Source organism: Thermoactinospora rubra (assembly GCF_002093975.1).
GTDB classification, from domain to species: domain Bacteria; phylum Actinomycetota; class Actinomycetes; order Streptosporangiales; family Streptosporangiaceae; genus Nonomuraea; species Nonomuraea rubra_A.
The window spans coordinates 1-17,501 of record NZ_MSZZ01000066.1 but is presented as its reverse complement, the minus strand read 5'-3'; the positions used below and the strand labels follow the sequence as shown (position 1 = coordinate 17,501).

9 protein-coding genes and 1 CRISPR repeat array are annotated in these 17,501 nt (G+C 68.4%); all 9 genes read right to left on the bottom strand.

Going from position 1 to position 17,501, the window contains the following annotated elements:
• Nucleotides 1-61 precede the first annotated feature (61 nt).
• Nucleotides 62-1,459 carry an AfsR/SARP family transcriptional regulator gene (locus tag BSB02_RS40225; protein WP_158088829.1) on the bottom strand — a complete coding sequence of 466 codons (1,398 nt, stop codon included), beginning with the start codon at nucleotides 1,457-1,459 and terminating at the stop codon, nucleotides 62-64.
• 1,224 nt (nucleotides 1,460-2,683) lie between these two features.
• Nucleotides 2,684-7,532: direct repeats of the CRISPR family, unit length 37 nt; unit sequence GTTGCGATCCTCACCGGCCGTGGAGGGCCGGTGCTGC.
• A gap of 123 nt (nucleotides 7,533-7,655) precedes the next feature.
• Nucleotides 7,656-7,946: a CRISPR-associated endonuclease Cas2 gene (cas2, locus tag BSB02_RS35335; RefSeq protein ID WP_143591580.1), complete on the bottom strand. Its 291-nt coding sequence runs from the start codon at nucleotides 7,944-7,946 to the stop codon at nucleotides 7,656-7,658.
• On the bottom strand, nucleotides 7,946-8,968 hold the full coding sequence (cas1c, locus tag BSB02_RS35330; protein ID WP_084965357.1) for a type I-C CRISPR-associated endonuclease Cas1c: 1,023 nt from the start codon (nucleotides 8,966-8,968) through the stop codon (nucleotides 7,946-7,948). The genes cas2 and cas1c overlap by 1 nt, the downstream gene beginning before the upstream one ends.
• Nucleotides 8,961-9,611 carry a CRISPR-associated protein Cas4 gene (cas4, locus tag BSB02_RS35325; RefSeq protein WP_206185059.1) on the bottom strand — a complete coding sequence of 217 codons (651 nt, stop codon included), beginning with the start codon at nucleotides 9,609-9,611 and terminating at the stop codon, nucleotides 8,961-8,963. The genes cas1c and cas4 overlap by 8 nt, the downstream gene beginning before the upstream one ends.
• On the bottom strand, nucleotides 9,602-10,483 hold the full coding sequence (gene cas7c, locus BSB02_RS35320; RefSeq protein WP_084965356.1) for a type I-C CRISPR-associated protein Cas7/Csd2: 882 nt from the start codon (nucleotides 10,481-10,483) through the stop codon (nucleotides 9,602-9,604). Before cas7c ends, cas4 begins: the two co-directional genes overlap by 10 nt.
• Complete coding sequence (cas8c, locus tag BSB02_RS35315) at nucleotides 10,480-12,294, bottom strand: type I-C CRISPR-associated protein Cas8c/Csd1 (RefSeq protein WP_240506948.1); 1,815 nt, start codon at nucleotides 12,292-12,294, stop codon at nucleotides 10,480-10,482. Before cas8c ends, cas7c begins: the two co-directional genes overlap by 4 nt.
• The gene (gene cas5c, locus BSB02_RS35310) at nucleotides 12,294-12,968 is read right to left on the bottom strand and encodes a type I-C CRISPR-associated protein Cas5c (RefSeq protein ID WP_084965354.1); all 675 of its coding nucleotides are present in this window, start codon (nucleotides 12,966-12,968) and stop codon (nucleotides 12,294-12,296) included. Before cas5c ends, cas8c begins: the two co-directional genes overlap by 1 nt.
• A 582-nt stretch (nucleotides 12,969-13,550) precedes the next feature.
• Entirely contained in the window at nucleotides 13,551-15,773 is a 2,223-nt protein-coding gene (cas3, locus tag BSB02_RS35300) for a CRISPR-associated helicase Cas3' (RefSeq protein WP_206185058.1), read from the bottom strand.
• A gap of 741 nt (nucleotides 15,774-16,514) precedes the next feature.
• The gene (locus BSB02_RS35295) at nucleotides 16,515-17,438 is read right to left on the bottom strand and encodes an IS3 family transposase (protein ID WP_143591578.1); all 924 of its coding nucleotides are present in this window, start codon (nucleotides 17,436-17,438) and stop codon (nucleotides 16,515-16,517) included.
• Between the last annotated feature and the right edge of the window lie 63 nt (nucleotides 17,439-17,501).

Here is a 17,501-nt window from a genome sequence, read left to right as displayed (position 1 = left end):
TCATCGCTGGCCTCGGCTGCTGACCGTCGGCATCTCAGCGATGGATCTGCTGCGATGCAGGTCAATTCGGGTCCGTCAGTCGCCGATAGAGCTGGACAGTTTGCGCCTCGGGCCTGCGGCCACGCTCCTTGAGCACTTCTACCAGCTGGTCGTAGCAGTTGTGGATGGCGGTGAGCTGGCCGAGGTCGGTATAGGCGTGCATCCGCGCACGATAGAGATGTTCAGCAGCCGGGTCGATGCCGGTGGCCCGCTCCAGGTAGGCCACACCTCTTTCTCGAGTGTCCGCGAGGGTGGCGAGCTGGCTCAGCGCCTGGACGACATCCCGGACGAGGTTGCGGGCGTCGTGGTGTGCCCAGCCGTACGGCAGGTCGGGAAGATAGGGTCCCACGTAGAGATCGACCGCTGCTTCCAGCGCCGCGGCCTTGTCGGCGTCGGCGAGCGCGGCGGCCTTGGTCAGCAGGTCCCGGAGCTGCCACACATCGCAGGTGAACAACTCCGGGTTGATCGCGTAGCCGTACCCGCCGGTGTTGCGGATCACGGCCGTGCCCTGGCTGGACGGCAGTCCCAGCGCGTCGCACAGCTTGCCGCGCGTCGCCTTCACCAGCACCTTGAACCGGTGACGGGAAGGCGGCTCCCCGTCCCACAGCTTGTCCTCGATCACCGCCTGGGTGACCAGGGTGGTGCGGTTTTCGGCCAGGAGCGCCAGCAGCGCCCTCATGTCGGCGGCCTGGACGCCGCAGGCTCCGGCTGGCCCGCTGACCTCGTACCGGCCGATCAGCCGGATGAGGCCAGGCGGGCCGCTCGGAACGACGGGCCGGGGACCGGGCACCGTCGCGTCCTGCCGGTCGGGTAGCTTTTCTGCGGCCGTGGGCTGTTTGCTTGTGGCCGGGATGATGGCGGCCAGCCGGTCGGCAACGTCGGCCTCCTGGAGGCGATCCACCTGGAGGTTCATCAAGCCGTCGCAGCTCAGGCCGACGGCATCCGCCACTACGCCGTCACTGTTGATCGTCAGGGTTGTCCCGTGGGGCCAGTCGCCCAGGACGACGGCGCCGACCGCGCGGGAGGCTCCCAGGCCGAGATCCGCCTTCAGCCGCTCCCGGTGCTCGCCTGGGTCGAGGAAGCACACCAACGGCATCAGCGTCCTCTCCCGAGAGGTTCGGTCCTCGTCCACCTCCCGCGACCGTTGGACGAGTTCGGCGCCCAGTTGGTTGAGCGCGTCTTCGGCCGAGGCGGCGACGTACAGCCCGGCGATCCCGCCGATGCGGGATGCGATCTCGGTTCCGAGCAGCCGGTGGAGATTTTCCTGGGTGGCGATGACGCGACAGTCGCCGCGGCCCGCCTTGACCAGCAGCTGGGCCAGCAAGGCACGCTCGGCGGCCTGCGCGCCGTGCCCCAGCAAGCGCAGCCCGCGCGTACGCGTCAGGTCGATCGCAACGGGCGTGCCGTCCTTGGCGCCCAAGGTAGCCATCACGGGCTGATGCGTGGGCTCCGGCGAGAGTGGCGGCATCGTGGAGTGCGCTCTTCGAGCGCGACGCCGTACCCCTGCGGATGCGGCTATCGCGAGATTCACTCGGTTCGCCAGCGCCCAGACGCCCAGCAGGAGCACGACAGCGACCCCCACAGCACCGCCTATCACCCCCGAGGACCGCTCCCACACACCTGCTGGGAACGCGTCGATGGATTCGTCGGTCGGCTTCTGGACGGCCGGCGTCGCCGGGGCAACCCGCTGGCCGTGGGGGTCCGGTGCGGTGGGTGTCGTGGCAGGCGGTGTCACGGTGGTCCGGGCTGACGTTTCCCGCTCTGAGCGGGTGGCCCCGGGTGGGGCTGCTGGTTTGTTCCGTCGTCCGTGATCAGCCGTGGGATCGTTGAACCACCGTTCAATATCCGCCTTACGGCTGCTCCCAAAGGCGTCGGAAGGCACGACCGGCCTTTCCGGTCGCGTCCTGCGATGGGGTGGGCTCACGGGCCGGACAGCATCAGGCGTCGGTAGCGGCTTGGTCGTACGCTTTGCCGCGCTGTTGTCGGCTGGGCTGGTTGTGCTCTCAGGCGAGGCCTGGTGGCGGGCGGATTCCCTGAGCGCCTTGCCCCAGTCCACCCGCCCGTTCTCGCCCATCTGCTGGCCGACGTTCCTGCACAGCTTGTTCTCGTCGAACGTCGCGGCCGCCGCACCCTTCAAGTCGGGACACCCGCGCCGATCCACGGCCGCATCCGCAGGAGCCGAGCTCAGGATGGCGGCACCAACGATGACTCCGACAGCCACCGCCGCGAAACCCACCCGGCAGCCAGCGCGCCTGATCGTATCGGATTGCCTGTCGATGTGCGCCACTTCTTCACCCAACGTCCCTATCACTCCAAACCGAGTAGAGGGCACGCCTGCGAGAGACCGGCGCGCTCGCGCTGCCAGATTTCTCAGGATTGCCAGCAAGACCGCTTTGAGCTCGAGGCGACACGCCCTCACCTTGATCACGAAAGGGCAAATCTCCTGGCCATAACCACCAATACCGGCCATAGTCGGGCGCTTCATAGCGTGCGCAGCGCGTACGGATCAACAAGAACGAGTGATCTGGTCCTATGGCCGCCAACATTTGCCACTTCACCCAGAGCGTCGGCTCACCCCACGGGCGTGGGGAGGACGTGGCCCGGCCAGGCGTGTCCCTGTGCCGTCGGCGCCCCGAACTGGAGCGTTGCGATCCTCACCGGCCGTAGAGGGCCGGTGCTGCCCCGCACGCTCGTCGTCGCCAGCCCGGAGGTGGGGGCGTTGCGATCCTCACCGGCCGTGGAGGGCCGGTGCTGCGCGGACCATCAGCCCGATCGGCGTGTGGGGGTGGACGTTGCGATCCTCACCGGCCGTGGAGGGCCGGTGCTGCCCAACTCCGCAGCCAGCGCCTCCTGCCCGGCGGCCTGTTGCGATCCTCACCGACCGTGGAGGGCCGGTGCTGCCGTCATGGTTCACACTGCTCCACAATGCTCCATTCGAGGTTGCGATCCTCACCGGCCGTGGAGGGCCGGTGCTGCCTCCCGCTCGTCGGTGAACAGCGACACCACCCGGCGTTGCGATCCTCACCGGCCGTGGAGGGCCGGTGCTGCATGTTGCCGGTGGTGAACAGCTGGGTGCCGCCCGAGTCGTTGCGATCCTCACCGGCCGTGGAGGGCCGGTGCTGCCGGGCGGCACCTCCGGTACGGCGTTCACCATCGCGGAGTTGCGATCCTCACCGGCCGTGGAGGGCCGGTGCTGCTAGTCGGCCGTCCCGATCGGGGTGAGGCCAGGCGTGTCGTTGCGATCCTCACCGGCCGTGGAGGGCCGGTGCTGCCGCGACGGTCGACGACGCGCCCACGCACGTGGTGATCGTTGCGATCCTCACCGGCCGTGGAGGGCCGGTGCTGCCCAAGCTGCCGGAGGTGTCCCTGCCGGATCCGCCGGTGTTGCGATCCTCACCGGCCGTGGAGGGCCGGTGCTGCGTTGGCGGCGATGCTGCGCCAGGCGCGCATCGAGCGGTTGCGATCCTCACCGGCCGTGGAGGGCCGGTGCTGCACCGAGCTGGTCCGGACAGCGCGGGCGGCGCCACGGGTTGCGATCCTCACCGGCCGTGGAGGGCCGGTGCTGCATCCACGCCGACCAGGCCGACTTGCTCCAGGGCGCTGGTGTTGCGATCCTCACCGGCCGTGGAGGGCCGGTGCTGCTGCGGAGCATCAGCTCACACCAGCTCGGCATGCCGAAGTTGCGATCCTCACCGGCCGTGGAGGGCCGGTGCTGCGAGGGCCACCCGCCCGGCCCGCCGCCCTCGCCTCGTGTTGCGATCCTCACCGGCCGTGGAGGGCCGGTGCTGCCCAAGCACGGCGACCAGGTCGTGGCCACCTGGAAGTTGCGATCCTCACCGGCCGTGGAGGGCCGGTGCTGCTGTCACCGGATCGCTACGAAGGAGGCGGGATGACCAGAGGTTGCGATCCTCACCGGCCGTGGAGGGCCGGTGCTGCTGGCGCCGACGCCCAGCAGCTCCGTGAGCTCCTCGATGGTTGCGATCCTCACCGGCCGTGGAGGGCCGGTGCTGCCACGGCATGGTCGAGCACAACCGGGGCCGCGCCCAGGCGTTGCGATCCTCACCGGCCGTGGAGGGCCGGTGCTGCCCCGATCGTCGCGGGCGTCCCCTGAGCGTCGCACACGTTGCGATCCTCACCGGCCGTGGAGGGCCGGTGCTGCTTCGATCTCCAGTCCGTACACGCCCCACCGCCAACCGTTGCGATCCTCACCGGCCGTGGAGGGCCGGTGCTGCCTCGGTCACCTGCCGCAACAGCGCGCGGTTCACCTCGTTGCGATCCTCACCGGCCGTGGAGGGCCGGTGCTGCTGCGTCGCCGGGGACTCGAACCCCGACCTTCCCCTTAGTTGCGATCCTCACCGGCCGTGGAGGGCCGGTGCTGCTTTCCGGGTCGATCCGCACCGTGGAGCCGTCCGCCTTGTTGCGATCCTCACCGGCCGTGGAGGGCCGGTGCTGCACCGCCTTGTGGAACAGGTCGGCCATGGAGTTGACGTTGCGATCCTCACCGGCCGTGGAGGGCCGGTGCTGCTTGGTGGTGTTGGGAGAGCGACCCGACACCCCCCAGCGTTGCGATCCTCACCGGCCGTGGAGGGCCGGTGCTGCTTGGCGAAATGGCTCCTCATGGGCGAGGGCGTACTGCAGGTTGCGATCCTCACCGGCCGTGGAGGGCCGGTGCTGCCATCACCGCAGGAGCTCACTATGAGTGACGATCCCGTTGCGATCCTCACCGGCCGTGGAGGGCCGGTGCTGCCTTGTGGGTGGACAACGTCCACCTGGTCTGTAGTGAGTTGCGATCCTCACCGGCCGTGGAGGGCCGGTGCTGCTCATACCGCTTCAACGCGGTGAGCACCATCCGCCCCGAAAAGTTGCGATCCTCACCGGCCGTGGAGGGCCGGTGCTGCCGCCGCCCAGGCCGTCGATCCGGCCCGCTGGCAGGAAGTTGCGATCCTCACCGGCCGTGGAGGGCCGGTGCTGCCTGTAGACGCGGGCGACGCCGGCGGCCTCGGTCTCGTTGCGATCCTCACCGGCCGTGGAGGGCCGGTGCTGCCTGTAGACGCGGGCGACGCCGGCGGCCTCGGTCTCGTTGCGATCCTCACCGGCCGTGGAGGGCCGGTGCTGCAGGAGAGCCGTTCCGATGTCTGAAGCGCAGGTCCAGCTGGTTGCGATCCTCACCGGCCGTGGAGGGCCGGTGCTGCCCGCCGGTCCGACTCCGCCTGTCGCAGCCGCTCGCCGTTGCGATCCTCACCGGCCGTGGAGGGCCGGTGCTGCCCCGCGCCGCGACGAGCCGGGCCAGGTGGCCATCCACCTGTTGCGATCCTCACCGGCCGTGGAGGGCCGGTGCTGCCCCGCGCCGCGACGAGCCGGGCCAGGTGGCCATCCACCTGTTGCGATCCTCACCGGCCGTGGAGGGCCGGTGCTGCTTGATAACGATGACCGGCCGCGCACCAGTCTCGCGAATCATGTTGCGATCCTCACCGGCCGTGGAGGGCCGGTGCTGCCCTCCTGGGAGCGGATGGATGGTGGAGCGGGGTCGAGGTTGCGATCCTCACCGGCCGTGGAGGGCCGGTGCTGCGACGGCAAGGTCCGCGTCCACCAGGTGGCCATCCACCTGTTGCGATCCTCACCGGCCGTGGAGGGCCGGTGCTGCAGGTGGGAGCGGCATGTCGGCGCGGCTCGGCTTGGACAGGTTGCGATCCTCACCGGCCGTGGAGGGCCGGTGCTGCACGGCCGCGCGGACACCCGTCCGGAGGCAGATCTCCTGGTTGCGATCCTCACCGGCCGTGGAGGGCCGGTGCTGCCGTCGAGGAGGCCACGCTCTCGTCGGTGGGCTTGTCGTTGCGATCCTCACCGGCCGTGGAGGGCCGGTGCTGCCTTCGTGCGCACCGACCGTACCGGCAAGCCGGTGCCGTTGCGATCCTCACCGGCCGTGGAGGGCCGGTGCTGCGCCGAGCTGGTGGCGGACATCCGCAAGAACGGCCTGGTTGCGATCCTCACCGGCCGTGGAGGGCCGGTGCTGCGGTACGGACGGGCCGTACACCGAGGCGCACGATCTCCAGTCGTTGCGATCCTCACCGGCCGTGGAGGGCCGGTGCTGCCCCCTGTCAACGGACAAACCAGGCGGTGCGCTGGTGTTGCGATCCTCACCGGCCGTGGAGGGCCGGTGCTGCCCGTGCGCCAGCCGTCCTCATCGCCGTACGTGTCGGGGTTGCGATCCTCACCGGCCGTGGAGGGCCGGTGCTGCCGAGCACGGCCTCACGCGGCGCCGGTGTGAGAGCCGTGTTGCGATCCTCACCGGCCGTGGAGGGCCGGTGCTGCAGCCCGGCGGGCTGGAGCAGGTGCACGCCTGGACGTTGTTGCGATCCTCACCGGCCGTGGAGGGCCGGTGCTGCCTCGACGTGCTCGACAGGGACGCGGTCGCCGGGGTTGTTGCGATCCTCACCGGCCGTGGAGGGCCGGTGCTGCCCGCCGATGTTGGTGAGGTTGGCGCGTACGTACCGGACGTTGCGATCCTCACCGGCCGTGGAGGGCCGGTGCTGCCCTCAGCGGCGTCGCTCCAGGCGCCGATGGTCTCGTCGTTGCGATCCTCACCGGCCGTGGAGGGCCGGTGCTGCCGTCAGAGGGACCTTGCGGACCCTCCGCTCGGATTCGTTGCGATCCTCACCGGCCGTGGAGGGCCGGTGCTGCCCGACCACCAGGACCAGCCATGACCATGACGCCCGAGGTTGCGATCCTCACCGGCCGTGGAGGGCCGGTGCTGCCGGGCCGAGGAGTGGTTACGAAGACCCACCCAGCCCCAGTTGCGATCCTCACCGGCCGTGGAGGGCCGGTGCTGCTGCTTCGCCGAGATCCAAGAGCGGGGGGTCGGCTGATGTTGCGATCCTCACCGGCCGTGGAGGGCCGGTGCTGCCTCGCCGACTCCCTCGACCCGGTCGACGACGACCAGTTGCGATCCTCACCGGCCGTGGAGGGCCGGTGCTGCGGACAACCCGTCTGGCGGCTGCCTTCGCCGATTCGCGGGTTGCGATCCTCACCGGCCGTGGAGGGCCGGTGCTGCTGGTCGCAGCCGTACGCGGTCGGGGTCGGCTACCTGGCGTTGCGATCCTCACCGGCCGTGGAGGGCCGGTGCTGCGAGCCTTCCCGGGCGCCCACGTCGCCCCCGAGGTGTTGCGATCCTCACCGGCCGTGGAGGGCCGGTGCTGCTGTGGTGGGGCATCGTGGAGGACGTCCGCGACCCCAAGTTGCGATCCTCACCGGCCGTGGAGGGCCGGTGCTGCGCCCAGATGTACCCCGCCGCATGGCGACGCCAGACCGTTGCGATCCTCACCGGCCGTGGAGGGCCGGTGCTGCCCCCACCCGGCCGGAAGGGGGGCACGACCGGGTGGGGTTGCGATCCTCACCGGCCGTGGAGGGCCGGTGCTGCTTCCGACCCCGAGCTTCTAGCCGACACAATCACCATCAGGTTGCGATCCTCACCGGCCGTGGAGGGCCGGTGCTGCGGTCTGCGATCAGGGACTATCACTAATGGTGATGATGCACTTGAATCTCGCAGAGCAACGTTGCTCCGTCTGTCCGATTATTGGTTTGGAGCACATGGCGTGTCGCGTGTCTATTTGGGGTTCCTAGATCACTAAGGGGCCTCTTGGATCGACCTCGCGTGGTCGGCCTAGGTGTTCAACAGCGTCGAGGGCGTGGGCTGGGAGGTGATAGATGCGGATGCTGTCGAGCTTGGGGTCGATGACCTCGTGCAGTTCCGCTACGAGCTTGAGCTTGTCCTGTTCTCGGCAGACCACCTCGAAGACGGACTTCTGGACCCGGTGTCCGTAGGCTTCGCAGATCTTGGCGACGCGGCGTAGGCGGGCTTGGCCTGCGGGGGTGACGGTTTCGACGTCGTAGGTGATGAGGAGGTCCACTAGTTCACGGTCCAGGGGAGGTAGTGGTCGAGGTCGCCGCGGAGGTGGCGGGCCAGGAGACGGGCTTGGATGAGGGGCAGCAGTGCTGTGGGGACGTCGCGCCGGAGGTGGGCGTGGGGCCATAGTCGGCTACGGCTCTGTTGCCAGGCGTTCAAGACGGTACGGCGGCCGTCTTCGGTGAGGCGTAGTGCGCGGTTGGGTAGTCGCTCGAAGTCGCCGTCGGTGACTTCTTTGCGGTTGAGCAGGGTCAGCGCGGCGCGGTCCGCGAGGAGGGGCCGGAACTCTTCCATGAGGTCCAGGGCGAGTGCGGGCTTTCCCGGGCGGACGCCATGGAGGTAGCCGATGTACGGGTCGAGGCCCACCTGTTCGAGGGCTCCGTGTACGGCGACGCGCAGCATTCCGTACAGGAAGGACAGCAGGCAGTTGACGGGGTCGGTGGGAGGCCGGCGGTTGCGTTCGAAGGGGTCCGGCGCCAGGGAGCACATCGCGGGGAGCGCGGCGAAGTACTCGCGGGCGGCGGTGCCTTCGATGCCCATGAGCTTGTCGATGTCGGGAACGCCGCCGGCCTGCTGAAGAAGGTCGGCGTGCCGTTCGGCGGCGTGGCGCAGCCGGGATTGGCGAGGGTCGGTGGCGTCGCGGGCGGCGCGCAGGAGTGTCTGGCGGGCGTTGTGGATCTTGCCGGCGACCATGTGCTGAGCGATCCGTAGCCGGTGCTGCAGGTTCTCGTGTGCCAGGTGCTGGGCCTTGCGGAGCAAGGGGTTGCCGGCAGTGGGGCCACCGAGGCGGGCGCGGAAGCGTCCGTTGACGGTCAGCCAGCTCACGGTACGACGGTCATCGGCGCAGCGCAGGAGCAGGTCGTCGGTGATGGTGACGCCGCCGAAGAGTACGACGTGGTCGATGCGGGCCAGGGGCAGGATCCGACGGCCGGGTGTGTCGGGATGGACGATGCGGACGGTGTCGCCATCCAGATGCAGGCTGGTTCCGGGGGTTTGGACGTAGAGCGTGTTAAGGAGTTCAGTCATGCCATGTCCCCAGTGGCCGGGGGGCGAACAGGTTAAGGGTGGGGAGCGGGGCGGCGGTGACGTCGGGCAGGCAATCGTCGCGTAGAGAGCATCGCCGACAGCGGCGGTCGTTGTGCGCGAGCGGGAGGCGATCTTCGCCGAGGATGGCGCGCATGTCCTCGGCGGCGCTCTGCATGCGACCGACCAGTTCATCGGTGATGGGGACCTCGTGGCGGCGGCGGGAGGCCGCCGAGTAAACGTAGCCCACAGGCACGTCGTATCCGGCCTCGATCAGGCAGACGGCTTGACCCGCGACCTGGAGATCGGCAGGACCGTCCAGTTTGTAGGGGCCAACCTTGTACTCCACGGGGGCGGCGGTCGTTCCGCGGATCTCGACGAGGTCGCAGACGCCGTGGAGGCCGTACTGGCGGCTGGCGACGGGGAGGGCTCGGATCGAGGCCAGGCCGTGGCGGCGCCGGGTGCCGGGGAGGTCGACGGCGCTGTGGACGAGGTCGCCTCGGACAGTGTCCGTGCTCTCGGTCCAGGTCGCCTCGACGTGGATGAGGGCTGCCTGGCGCCGACAGTAGGCGACGTGTTCGAGGGCGGACAGGGGGATGCTGGGGATTTCGTCATCTCCCTGTCCCGGGGGTACGGTCAGGCCCACAGGTCGACGCCTCGCCACAGGGTGACTCCTTCGGGCAGACCGTCGGCGTCAATGTGCCGCTGGTAGTCAGTGTGGTGGCGGGCGGGCTTGTCGGGGTCGATGCGGGTGAGCTTGACGCGGTCGGTCAGGCTCGCAGCGGGGGCGACGCCGAAGGCGTTGGGGTGGCTGAAGACGTAGAGGCCGCACATCTTCATCTGGCCCCGCGCGGCTGAGCGGTCGTGATCGAACATCATGGCCACCACGGTCCACAGGGTTTCCAGGTCTTCGCTCGTGACCTTGGTCTTGCCGCCGCGGCTGGCCGAGTAGTAGGCGTGGGCACGGTACAGGCCATAGGGCACGGTCCACTTGGAGCCCAGCTCGGTGGTCTCGCCCTTCTCGATGTCCTCGGGACGGGTCTGGGTGACGCGGGTGATCGCGTGGTCGACCGGCAGCACCGGGTCAAGGCTGCGGGCGAAGGTGAACTGCCAGGGGCCGCGGATCTGGCCGGCGCCCGCGCTCTTCTTGTTCTCCTCCTTCTGTCCGGTGCTGAGCACCGCGCCGAACATGCGGATGTCGAAGTACCGCTCAGTCAGCCAGTTTTGCCGTTCTTCGACGCTGCCGTTGGGGGTGGCGGCCTTGGCCTGCTCGATGCGGGTGTTGAGCGCGTGCCCGGCCTCGACGAAGATCCCGTAGCGCGGGTCGCCCGGCCTGAGCTCGGGGACGGCGTCGCGAATCTTCCGCTTGAGCGCCACGTCCGTGACCAGGCCCTGGCCGGTCTCGTCGTCGATGCGCGGCTGGTTGCCCGCGTCCGGATCGCCGTTGGGGTTGCCGTCGGTGACGTCGAAGAGGAGCACGACGTCGTGCCGGACGGTCGGGTCGAGGTGGGGGTTCACGAGGCCTCTCCTTGCGGGTCGGGGTTGGGGGTGTCGGGCTTGTCGCCGCTACGCCGACTGCGGAGTTCGGCGCACTGCTGGTAGTAGCCGAGGATGAAGGCGGTCTTGTCGGCGAGCGTCGCGCCATGCGGGGGGCCGCCGGCGAGGGCGAGTTCGCCCATCAGGTTCTCAAGGCGGAACTGAGCACTCGCCGCCCAGCTCGGCTTGTGGCGGTTCATGCGCTTGAGCCAGGCGCGCGACTTCTCGGCGCCTGCTCGTAGGGCGACTGCGGGACTGGTGTTGGCACGGCCCCAGTACTTGTCGGCGAAGGTGGTGTTCGGCGGCTCTTCCTTGTTGGCGCGGGCCGCGGACAGCTGGATGTCCTCAAGCACCGCGAAGATCCGGCCGGACAGGTAGGCGGGCTTGTTGTTCTCGGGGTTCAGCGTGGGCATGTACAGCTCTCTTTCCGCTCGCGGAAGGTGGCGGTGACGCCGGAGCGCCAGCCGCAGCAGGGCTGCGCGCTCGGCATCCACGCGGCCGTCGGTGCTGATCCGGTGGACCAGATGGGCCATCAGCTTGGGCGGCAGGGGCGAGCCCAGCAGCGCGCTGCGCATCAGCCCCCAGTACAGGCCGTCGGGCCGATCAGCCCCAGGGGCGCCAAGCTTGGCGTACGCGCCCGCGCGGCGCTCCTTGCCGCGGATCCAGCGGCCCGCGGCGTACACGAGCCTTCCAGGTCCGAACAGCCGCGGCTCGCCGGTCCACATGTCGGCGATCTCGTGGTCGTCGAACCACGCCTTCAGGTTCCGTACGATGCGCGGCAGCGGGCTCTCGATCCATTCTCGGACCATCACCCGGGAAACGTTGCCGCCGATCGCCAGCGCGCAGAACCGCTCCCACTCCTCACCGTCCTCGTCGTCCTCATCAGGCAGGGGCCGCCCTCTGAGCGCATCGGACAGGCGCCGCGCCACATCGCGAGGTCCGGGAGGATCGGTCAGCACTCCCATGTCCAGCGGGGAATCCTCGGTCACCCACCAGACCAGCCGGGTATCCTGGCCAGTGATCATGTTGTGCCACTGATCATTCAGGAGACGCTCCAGCGCCCCCATCGCCAGTAACCCGCACCGCGCGCAGATGGGCGCGTGCAGGAGCTGCTCCTGCAGGGCGAACCCGTGCGTGGCCTTGTTGATGCTGACCAACGAGGCACTCTGAGTTGCCTTGGGCACAAGCCGGGCCGGCAACTGCTGCGGAATCGTGGCCAACAGGTCCCCCACCTGCCCGCAGACCAGGCACACCCCCTGCCGGCCCGTGCTCTTGCGTGAGCCTGCGACCTTCGCCCAGAACTCTCGCGCCGACTCGGTGGCGTGCAGAAAGCGGCCCTGCACCCGAACCGCGACCAAATCGCCCCGCGACCATCCCGAAGGCTTGGGGAGACGAGCCAGATGTCCTTCCGCGAGAAACCGCTGCAGGGGGCGACCTGGCCCGCAGGGATCGGCCTCGACCCATGCGTCGACCAGTTCGCGAAAGCGCTGATGCATCAGCGCCACACGCTCGGGATTCTTGGTTGTGGCGTCGGTCCAGCCGAAGAGGTACTCCGGGGTGTCGACAGCCAGCGTCGGGGCGATGCCCGACGTCTTGACGATCGAGGGAACGGTGTGCACGGCGCCGTTCTTCGACCGCGGATCGGCCGGATCGGCGAGCGAGATCAGCTCGGGTGAGGCAAGAGCGCCGTCCTCGCTGAGTTCCAGGACCCAGCGCACCGGCTTGTCCTTGTAGTACGCCGGTACGACATGCTCATCGGCGCGGCCGTACGCCACCAGACGCTGGAGGAGCATCACGCCCCCACGCTCGGCACAGGCGCCTCGATGCCGCGCTCGGGCACGTACAGCACCCCGTCCTCCAGCCGCGCCGTGAACCATTCCATCCGAACCGGCGGCCCGAAGTGGATCGTGTGAATCATTACTCCCAGGTCCTCCGAACGCCGGATTCGGGGCGTGTCGTCGGGATCGCCGAACTCGGCACTGAACTCCTTGGTGCCGAGGAACGGCTGGTGGAAGCAGGCACCCCGGCTGACCCGGCGACGCACCTGATCCCGGTAGGCGGCCGCGTTGTGCTTCGCCCCCGGCTTGACCTCAATGTGCGCGTGAATGCGGTAAGCCACATCCCGCAGGCACACCGCGTTGCGCTGATCGCGATGAGCCGCCGTGTCCACCCGCTCACCCCGCAAGGCCGCCTCGAGCGGAACCACGCGGTGCGTCTCGTTCCGCCGCACCGTGAACTGCCGGATGGGCTTGAGCACCTCGATCGCCACGACCCGGTAGCTCATGTACGGCTTCCAGAAGATCGCCTCCAGGACGCCGCGCGCCGCCGTGGGCGTCATCACCGGGTAGGTCAGCCGCTCGGCCTTCATCTCCGGTCGGGAGAACAGCGCCGCATCGCCACGTACCTGGACGACTACCGGGGGTGCCCCATCACGCGAACGCGGTAGCGAGAGAGCCTTTTCGATCATGAAAGACCTCACAAGTCGATGGCGGGGCTGCGAAACGAAGTCGCAGCCTCCGCGACCCTGCTAAGGCTTGCGCCTTGGCACCTAGGATGACCATTTAGACCCTCGGCGGCCCAAGCCGCCGCTGTTCACGAGGTGGCACCCCGCAGAGTGGTGTAGCGTCTCGCCCCTTCGGCCCCGTTCGTCCAAGTGGGCGATACACGACAAGATCCTTGATCCACCACTGGGCGAGACACCGCCGTATCGCTGAGCGTACTCTCTTTGGTGGTTCGGTCAACCTAGATGAAATGTAGGGTCGGGCGAAGAATCATGGTGGCCCGCCATGTCTGGACTCACCCTTGTGTTGGCAACCGCAGCGATCTTGGCCGTGGTCCGACCGGTTGCGACTCTCGCGGTGCTCGCCATCTTCGTCCTCGCTAGTCGAAGCATCACGGATTCCCATCGCCGCTCTCTGGCACAGGACGCGCTCCAGACTGTCGAGCAGATCGCGGCGTTCGATGGCCTGCTTGTCCTCACGTAGAGATCGATTAAGAAACGGAGCGTGAAACGCGTCTCGAGGAGCGGCAATAGGAGTTCGCCCTAACGTCATGCCACGAATTCCTCCGTTCGCGGGTCGAGGTCGATGCCGGTGTCCGGGTCGTAATGGCCGAGCCACTCGGCCAGCACACCGTCCCAGGCCGAGGGGTCCGATGGATCCGCCGGGGCGCCGAGGATGGGGCGTAGCAGCGCGGTCACGCCCTGCTTGCGTAGTGCGCTGATGTGGATCGCCGTCATGTACGGCTGGAGAGCGCGCACGTCGGCCAGTTGCGGCTGAGGAGCTTTCCGAACCCGGTCGATCAAGGCCTCTGCCTCAGCCGGTTGCTCGGCGGCCTGGGGAGTGACGACGGTGACGCCACTGCTGTCGATCATGCGGAAGGCCAGCTTGCGATCGCGCTTCCCCGTCCGCACATCCAGCGGCCCGGAAGCGACGGTCTCGAAGTCCAGCACCTTGCGAGCCTCCTGGATCTTCATGCCCCTGTGGTCAGGGTGCTCCAGATTCAGCGCGTCATAGACGCCCTGGTAGTACGCCGTGAGCGCGGCCAGGTCGTCCGGGTCGGCCTTGCCGAGGCCGAAGTGCGTCCGCGTCACTCCTACCAGGGCCTTGTACGCCGGCGGCTGCCCGCCGTCGCTGAGCCGTACGATGACCACTCGGCCGGGACGGGGAAGGTTGCCTTCACGGTTCGCCCGTCCTGCCGCCTGAAGCAGCGAGTCCGCCGGCGCCAGCACCCGGTACACCACCGGGAAGTCGAGGTCGACGCCGGCTTCGATGAGCTGCGTCGACACCAGCAGCACGGGAAGCCCCTTCATCAGCCGTCCGTTCACCTCGGTGAGGACACGACGCCGATGCTCCGCGCACATTCGCGTCGAGAGGTGCCAGGCGACCCCTCTTGGCACACTCTTCGCCCAGATGTCGAAGACGGCCTTGGCGTCGGCCGTCGTGTTGACCACCACCAGGGCCTGCCGCTCCTCGACCTCGGCCGCTTGAGCGGCCATCTCGGCGATCGTCAGCTCCTCGGGCTCCCACGTGAACTCCACCCGGCGCAGCTCGCCCACGAGGGCTGTCGCATCGCTGACGATGTCGCACGCCGGCAGATCCCGGAACGGGCTCAGGTGCCAGAAGTCGGGTTGCGTGGCTGAAGACAGCAGAACGGTCACCTTGAAGTGCCGGACCAAGGTACGCAACGCATCCAGGATCGGAACCAGCAGCGCATGCGGAAGCGCCTGGATCTCATCCAGCACGATGACCGACCCGGCCAGCCGGTGGAGCCGACGCATCGCCGCCGGGCGCCGGTCGAACAAGGACTCGAACAGACGCACCATGGTCGTGATGACGAACGGCGCGTCCCAGTTCTCCGCGGCCAGGCGCGCCCAGCGCTGCCCCGGCCGGTCGAAGTCCACCCCGCTGTGGTGCTCCAAGACCACTTCGCCGCGACCGTCGGGGTCCAGCAATCTGCGATACACGGCGGCGTTCTGCTCCGTGATGGTCAGGAACGGCACCGCCACGATCACCCGCCTCATGCCGTGCTCGGCGGCGTGGTGCAGGGCAAAGCCAGCCCCGGCGATCGTCTTCCCCGAGCCCGTGGGAGACGCGAGCCGATACACCCCTGGCGCCTTGGAAGCCGCCGCGACACACGCCTGATAGACCTTCTCCCGCGGGGCGTCCATCTTCGACGCTCCATACTCCCGCCGCTCCTCGAGCATCGCGCGTCGCGCCGCCTCAAAGCCATCCCGCAACCCGCGAAAATCGGCGTCCGAGCGCACATCGGGAAACCTACGTCCCGCAAAATGCGCAGAGGTATCCAAATAGTCCGCGTCGCACAGGGCGCTGAAAACCAACCGCAACCCCATTTCGGCCTGCTGCCACGTATCCCATCCATCAGGCAACGGCACCCGCTCCCGCGCCGCGAGCTCGGGAAGCGAACGCTCGCACCTGCGCAGCGCGTCCGCCAGCGTCTGGGCGTCATCCTTCAGCGCAGGCTTCAACCGCCCACCGACATCCTCAGGGGAAGTCAGCCCGCCATGATGCCCGTGGATGGCCATCGCGAACTTGCCCAACCCCAGCTCGGCCGCCAGCTTGACGCCCAGCATCTTGTGATCGAGCCCCACACGCTCCCCGGTCCCCTCGACCACAAGCAGCCGGTCCTGCCATGCGCACGAGGCCTTCCCGACATCGTGCAGAAGCCCGAGCCACCACGCCAGCCGCGCAGCCTCAAACGGCTCCGCGAACCATGCGGCAAGCTCCGCAGTCCCCCGCAGATGTTCTACCAACGGATGTCGCCGCCCAAGGCGATTCCGACTATGCCCCCACAGCAAACCTGTACCTCCTCTAACCGGCTTTCACGACAGGATGAAGATAAAGGCTGGATACGACAATTTCCGGATTACCCGCGAAATGATCTTGAAGAGGGTTCTCAATTACCGGACAAACACCCACAACTACGTCAATCTTCCTCCGACGGCCGCGGCCAACGCCGAAGCGCTTTCATGTTGTGAAACCGAGTAGCTGAAGGCCGTCGGCGGGGTTACTGCGGTACCGATAGTCCGTTAGATCAAGAACTGACGGGGTAAAGGTGGGTCGCGGGCTTGTGAGACAGGGATCCAGGCGATGACCAAACCCAAGCCGCCTCCACCCGCGCCAGAGCCTCTGGAGGCGTACGCCGTTCGCTTTGATGACCTGTTCACGTATGTGGGGCAGCGACGAGGGTTCCGGGAGTATGTGACCGGGATGCTGGCGCCTTTGGAGCGTAACAAGACCGTTGCGGCGCTGGCCGGCGCGGAGCCGATGGTCGGGGTCCAAGAGTGCGGCGGCGCAACAGGTGCAGTACTTCCTGTCCGAGTCGTGCTGGGATCCCGAGCGGGTCAACGCACGGCGTTGGAGCTGCTGCTGGGCGATTCAGTGACCGCGCCGCACGCCCGAGTGTGCTGATGATCGATGACAGCGGTGATCGCAAGGATGGGAAGGCGACCGCGCATGTGGGCTGTCAATCCCCTGAAAGCGTGGAGACGGTTCTATGCCACAGCGGCCCTCAGCGGGGCCGTTGATGCTTGTCTCTTCTCGATCATCTGACGCTCGAATGTGACAGGCGGCAGCCCGTCGTTGGCGCTATGCCTCCTCGTGGTGTTGTAGAAGTCGGTGATCCAGGTTGCGATCTTCAGGCGGGCCTCGGCCCGGGTGGCGAAGTGGTGGCGGTGCACGAACTCCACCTTCAGCGTGCTGTTGAACGACTCGGCCGCGGCGTTGTCGAGCGCGCAGCCGACCCGGCCCATCGACTGCACCACCCCATGCGTGCGGCATGCGGCCTGGTAACGGGCGGCGGTATATTCCGAGCCACGGTCGGAGTGGAAGATCACCCCGTCCACGTTCCCGCCGCGGGTGGCCACCGCCATCTGCAGCGAGGCGGCCGTCAGGGCGGCGTCGTGATGCTCGGACATCGCGTAGCCGAGCAGGCGTCGGGCGAACAGGTCCTCCACCGTGGCCAGGTAGAGCGGCCCCTCGTCGGTGTCGATCTGGGTGCCGTCGCCAACCCACAGCACATCCGGCGCGACCGCGGTGAACCGGCGGCCGACCAGGTCCGGCGCGGCCGCTGGTTTGCCCTGCCGAGTCAGCGATCGGCGCTTCTTCGACGGGCGTCCGGCCAGGCCCAGCTCGACCATCCGAGCGGCGACCGTGTTGGGCGACACCTTCCAGCCGAGTTCGCGCAGGTCATCGGTGATCCGCGGCGAGCCGTAGGTGCCGCCCGAGGCCGCAAACAGGCGTCTGATCTCCTCATCCAGCCGGGCCCGGCGCTGCTCGCGCCCGGTCGGCGCCGCCACGCCGATACGGCCCTTCCACTTGTAAAACCACGATGGCGAGACCCCCAGTGCCCGGCAGGAGGTCGCGTGGTCGATGCCGTGGTCGGTCTTCTGGGAGCAGATGAAGGCCGCCACGCTCACCGGCCCATCGCCTCCTTGACCCACAAGACCACCGAACGCTTGAGGACTGTGAGACTGGAGAGG

Excerpts from the sequence above, each read along its gene's own strand:
- cas1c (WP_084965357.1), bottom strand. The coding sequence starts at position 8,968 with ATGACTGAACTCCTTAACACGCTCTACGTCCAAACCCCCGGAACCAGC.
- cas8c (WP_240506948.1), bottom strand. The coding sequence starts at position 12,294 with ATGCTCCTCCAGCGTCTGGTGGCGTACGGCCGCGCCGATGAGCATGTC.
- cas5c (WP_084965354.1), bottom strand. The coding sequence starts at position 12,968 with ATGATCGAAAAGGCTCTCTCGCTACCGCGTTCGCGTGATGGGGCACCC.